Origin of the sequence: Streptomyces phytophilus (assembly GCF_013870535.1) — a bacterium.
In the GTDB taxonomy this organism is placed as follows: Bacteria; Actinomycetota; Actinomycetes; order Streptomycetales; family Streptomycetaceae; genus Streptomyces; species Streptomyces phytophilus.
In genome coordinates this window covers 1-4984 of record NZ_JACBXC010000379.1, presented here as the reverse complement: position 1 = coordinate 4984, position 4984 = coordinate 1, and the positions used below count along the sequence as shown (strand labels likewise).

Below are 4984 nucleotides of genomic sequence, written 5' to 3'. Positions count from 1 at the left end.
CGCCGCGGGCCTGAGCGCGCGCAGCAGCTCGGACCGCCGGGCCTCGCTCATCACCGGGCGCTTCGTCGAGACGGTCAGCGCCCCGACCGCGCGACCGCCGACGCCCACGACGGGCACCGCGACACACGTGATCCCGAGGGAGTACTCCTGGTGGTCCTCCGCAAAGCCCTGCTGCCGCACCCGCAGGCACTCGCGCTCAAGCTCGCGCAGGTCCGTGATCGTGTACTGGGTGAACCGCTCCAGCGGCCGCACGCTGTACGCCTCCAGCGCGGACCGGTTGTACGCGATGAACACCTTGCCGCTCGCGCTCGCGTGCAGCGGGCGCCGCGAGCCCGGCACGATCGGCGGCGACTTCTCCGCGACCGGGGAACTCCGGCTCGCCGTCGCCACCGTCACCGCGGTCCCCTGGTCGCACACCGTCACATGGACCGGCTCACCGGACCGCTCCGCGAGCTCCTCACAGAACATCCGCGCCCGGCGCAGAAACTCCCGCTGGTCGGAGGTGTTCTGGGCCAGACCCGCGATCACCGGCCCCAGCCGGTAGCGGCTGCGCTCACCCGCCTCGGTCACCATTCCCAGAGCTTTGAGCGAGGCCAGGTGCCGGTACGTGGTGCGCTGGCCCAGACCGGTGCGCGTCTGCACCTCGGCGACATTCGCCCCGGCCGGCCCCGCTTCGCCCACGGCCTGCAGCACGAAGAAGGCACCCTGCAGGACCGCGGGAACCTTCGTCTCGTCTGCCACGACAGCTCCCTGATCCATGTGATCCATGTGATCCATCTGCACTCATCACACCACGGCGGCATCGCCGCTCACCTCCTCCCGCATGTCGGTTCGCGAAAGAGGCACGGCGTTCGTTGACACGCGGCGTCAATGGGTTGGACCTCCCGAAGCCCGCACCGCAGGATGCCGGGTAGATCCGAAAGATCCTGCCGCTCACGCTCCGCCCGGCAGACGTACCAGACGAGGTGGCCGCCACGATGTCCCGTGCTCTGCGCAGTGCCGTCGCGAACCAGACCGCACCCGTCGCCTTCGACCGCGAGGCAGCACTCGCTTCGCTGCGGGGTACGCCGCTGGACGTACTCGTGGTCGGCGGCGGCATCACCGGGGTGAGCGTCGCGCTCGACGCCGTCACCCGCGGTCTGACCGTCGGGCTCGTCGAGCGGACCGACTTCGCCGCGGGGACCTCCTCGGCCTCCTCCAAGATGATCCACGGCGGGCTGCGCTACATCGAGCAGAAGGAGGTCCGCCTCGTCTACCACTCGCTGCTCGAACGCCAGCGCATGTACGAGCGCGCTCCGCACCTGGTCAGCCGGCTGCCGTTCCTCTTCCCGATCTACCGCACCGAGGGTGTGTTCAGCCCCGCCGTCGCGCGCACCCTCCGTGCGGGCCTCGTCGCCTACGACGCGCTGGGCGGCTGGAGGATCGGCCGACGCCACCGCCGCATCTCCCGCGAGCAGGTGCTCACTCAGTGCCCCACGCTCCGCCCGGAAGGACTGCTGGGCGGCCTGCTGTACTTCGACTGCCGGACCGACGACGCCCGGCTGACCCTCGCCGTCGCGCGCACCGCCGCCCTGCTGGGCGCCCACGTCGCGAACCGCGCCGAAGTCGTCGCCCTGGACTCGTCCCAGGGCCGGCACACCGCCACCGTCCGCGCGACGGGAGCCGACGGGTCGAGCGAGGAGTTCCGGGTGCGCGCGAAGGTCGTCGTCAACGCCGCGGGCGTGTGGAGCGACTCCGTCAGCACCCTGGCCGATGCGGACCACCGCCACCAGATCCGCCCCGCCAAGGGGGTCCACGTGGTCGTCCCCTGGGACAAGGTGCGCAGCCAGTCCACGCTCACCTTCCCGATGCTCGGGGGAGCACGCGGCAAGGGCGGCAAGGGGTTCGTGGTGCGCTGGGGAGACCACTGCTACGTCGGGACGACCGACTCGCCGTACACCGACGACCTCGACGACCCGCGCTGCACCCGGGCCGAGGCCCGCACCCTCCTGGAGTCGCTGAACGCCGCACTCAGCACGGAGATCGCGGTCGAGGACATCACCAGCACGTGGGCCGGGCTGCGCCCGCTCATCGACACCGGCGGCGGCGACACCTCCGAACTCAGCCGCGAACACGAAGTCACCGTGCGGGACGGCGTGGTCACTGTCGCGGGCGGCAAGCTGACGGTGGCGCGCACGATGGCCCAGATCGCGACCGACAAGGTATGCGGGCTCCTCGGCATCCGCCGCGCCTGCCGCACCGCGGCCCTGCCGCTGGTCGGCGGCGCGGACTTCGACGCCGAGGCGGTCGAGGCGACCGGCGGCCGCTTCGGCCATCTGAGCGGCCGGTACGGCACGGAGGCCCGGTTCGTCGAGGACCTGATCGCGGCAACCCCCTCTCTCGCCGAGCCGATGACGCCGAGCCTCCCCTACCTCTGGGCGGAAGCGGTCTACGCGATCCGCCACGAGATGGCCCTGACCGTGACCGACGTCCTGCGGCGCCGCATCCCGGCGCGGGTCCTCGACTCCCGGGCCGCCGCCTCCGTCGCGGACCGGGTCGGGGACTTGCTGGCGGCCGAGCACTCCCTCCCCGCGCACGAGGTCGACCGGCAGGTGGAGGAGTTCGTCGCGGACGTGCGCCGCGAGCGCGAGACACTCGGTCTCACGGCGGCCGGCGCCGTCTCCTGACCGGCGAGTGCCGGGTCGCTGCGCGTCCTGCGCGGGTCGCGGGTCAGCGCAGGACGAAGCCCGTGCCGAGGTCGTCGGCGGGGTCGAGTTCGAAGTGGTGCCGGCCCGTTCGGTAGGCCGTGCCGGTGACTTCGGGGATGACCGCTTCGTGTCCGTCGGCGGTCACGGCTTCCGCGATACGGGCGGTGAAGCGGCTGCCGACGATCGACTCGTGGACGAGGGTCCTGCCCGGCTCCAGGGCGCCGGTCGCCGCGAGTACGGCGACGCGCGAGCAGGTGCCGGAGCCGCACGGGGAGCGGTCGACCTGGCCGTCGGCGAAGACGGCCACGTTGCGCTGGTGCAGGTTGCCGTCCGGGTCGGGGCCGAGGTCGTCGTAGAGGATGGTGCCGTAGATGCCGCCGAGGCGGTCGTCGACGGGGTGGCGGGCGTACGCGGTGCCGTCGAGGGCCCACTTGATCTCGCGGCCGATCGCGATGAGGGCGGTGTAGTGCTCGGGGGTGACGGCCAGTCCGGCGGTGGCGGCGTCGAGGTGGGCGTAGATGGCACCGCCGTAGGCGACGTCGACGACGACGTCGCCCCGGGACGTCGTGAGGGGCACCTGTTCGGCGAGGCGGTAGCTGGGGACGTTGACGAAGTCGACGCCGGTGATGCCGTCGCCTTCGGTGTGCACGCGCAGGGTGACCCTGCCGGAGGGGACGTCGATGACGACCGTAGTGCTGCCGGAGGGGTCGCGCGGGACGCGGCCGGTCTGCACCGCCCAGACGGCCAGCGCGATGGAGCCGTGGCCGCAGGCGGTGGAGAAGCCGTCCTTGTGCCAGAACAGCACGCCGAAGTGGGCGCCTTCGTCGTCGGGCGGGGTGAGGAAGCCGCCGTACATGTCGGCGTGCCCGCGCGGCTCCGAACCGAGGAGCCTGCGCAGGCCGTCCACGCCGGGGTCGGCGAGGGCGAAGGTGCGGCGGTCGGCGACGGTGGCGCCCTCGATGGCGACGGGCGGCTCGGCCACGATGCGGAACGGCTCGCCGCCCGTGTGGTAGTCGACGGTGCTGACCGCCCGGAGGCGCTGCCCGGCCATGGTCGTCTCCTCGCGCGGCTGGGGTGCCGCAGGGTTGGTGCCCGGTCACCGGTGACACGGGATCCCGACTGAGTCAGGTGTAATATATTACCCAGCACTCGTCAGCGGTACGGCGGCGGGCGCGGGCCGGCGTCACCGGCCGGGTTCAGGAACCGGGTTCCGCGTGGCCGGCCCAGATGCCGCGGCTGTGGGCGAGGTGGGCGCGCATCAACTCGACCGCGCGCTCCCCCTCTCCGGCCTCGATCGCGTCGACCAGGGCGATGTGCTCCTCGCCGGACTGCGTCAACCCGCCCTGGGCGGCGAGCTTCCGCAGGCCCTGCATACGGGCCTGGTCGCGCAGTCGCGCGACCATCACGACGAGCCGGCCGTTGCCGAGCAGTTCCAGCAGGCCGAGGTGGAACTGCCGGTCCTTGTCCAGGAACACGGGCAGATCCCCGTCCCGGGCCGCGGCGGTGATCTCCTCGGCGAGCCGCCGGAACCGCGGCACCGGCGCACCGTCCAGGACCCGTACGACGTCCGCCATCGCGGGCGCCTCCAGCAGCGTACGGAGGTGGAAGATCTCGTCCAGGTCGTGCTCGCCGAGCCGCGGCACCCGGAACCCGCGGTTGCGGATGACCTCCACCATCCCGTGGTTGGCCAGGTCCATCACCGCCTCGCGCACCGGCGTGATGGAGACCCCCAGCTCCTCGGCGAGGCCGATCACGCTGCGCACCTCGCCGGGCTCGATCTGTCCGAGCACGATCCGGGCGCGCAGCGCCTCGCGGGCCTGTTCACGCAGGCTGACGGGCCGCAGGCGGGTGGTGGGCGTGCTCGCCGGCGAGGAGTCCGAAGCAGTCACACCTCATGCATAACACGGTGCCGCGAGCGCTCGGGCCGTAAGCCCCGGCTCGGGCCGACAGAGTAAGGCGTAATACCTTACTCTGGCCAGGCTGTCCCCCAGGATGCGGAGTCCCCATGCAGACCGTCACCGTCGATCCCCGCGAGATCCGCGAGGCCGTCACCATGCGTGCGGCCATCGACGCCGTACGCGGCGGATTCCTCGACCTCGCCGCCGGGGGGTTCGAGATGCCCACCCGCACCGTCCTGCGCGACGGGCAGTTCCTGGTGATGTCCGCCCACCACCGCGCCACCGCGTCCGCCATGATCAAGACGCTGAGCCTCGACTTCGACCGCGTCCCCGCCATCGCCGGCACCGTGGTGTGGACCGAGACCGGCCGCGCCGACAGCCTCGTCGCCCACGCCGGCA

The 4984-nt window shown here is 72.4% G+C and carries 4 protein-coding genes and 1 pseudogene; 2 read left to right on the top strand and 3 right to left on the bottom strand.

The window, feature by feature from the left end; all coding sequences use genetic code 11:
- The coding region (locus H5J30_RS17370; RefSeq protein ID WP_309505556.1) for an IclR family transcriptional regulator at window positions 1–741 on the bottom strand (741 nt) is incomplete at its 3' end.
- Between the two features lie 236 nt (window positions 742–977).
- On the opposite strand from H5J30_RS17370, the gene H5J30_RS17365 reads away from it, so the two are divergent.
- On the top strand, window positions 978–2666 hold the full coding sequence (locus H5J30_RS17365) for a glycerol-3-phosphate dehydrogenase/oxidase (protein ID WP_258563375.1): 1689 nt from the start codon (window positions 978–980) through the stop codon (window positions 2664–2666).
- 43 nt (window positions 2667–2709) lie between these two features.
- Here the strand turns inward: H5J30_RS17365 and H5J30_RS17360 are convergent, their stop codons facing one another.
- Window positions 2710–3738: a proline racemase family protein gene (locus H5J30_RS17360; protein WP_181788333.1), complete on the bottom strand. Its 1029-nt coding sequence runs from the start codon at window positions 3736–3738 to the stop codon at window positions 2710–2712.
- 145 nt (window positions 3739–3883) lie between these two features.
- On the bottom strand, window positions 3884–4576 hold the full coding sequence (locus H5J30_RS17355; protein WP_181788332.1) for a GntR family transcriptional regulator: 693 nt from the start codon (window positions 4574–4576) through the stop codon (window positions 3884–3886).
- Between the two features lie 116 nt (window positions 4577–4692).
- Between H5J30_RS17355 and H5J30_RS17350 the strand changes: the two are divergent.
- Window positions 4693–4984, top strand: a pseudogene (locus H5J30_RS17350) (ornithine cyclodeaminase family protein); the annotation flags it as partial.

Excerpts from the sequence above, each read along its gene's own strand:
- H5J30_RS17360 (WP_181788333.1), bottom strand. The coding sequence starts at position 3,738 with ATGGCCGGGCAGCGCCTCCGGGCGGTCAGCACCGTCGACTACCACACG.
- H5J30_RS17365 (WP_258563375.1), top strand. The coding sequence starts at position 978 with ATGTCCCGTGCTCTGCGCAGTGCCGTCGCGAACCAGACCGCACCCGTC.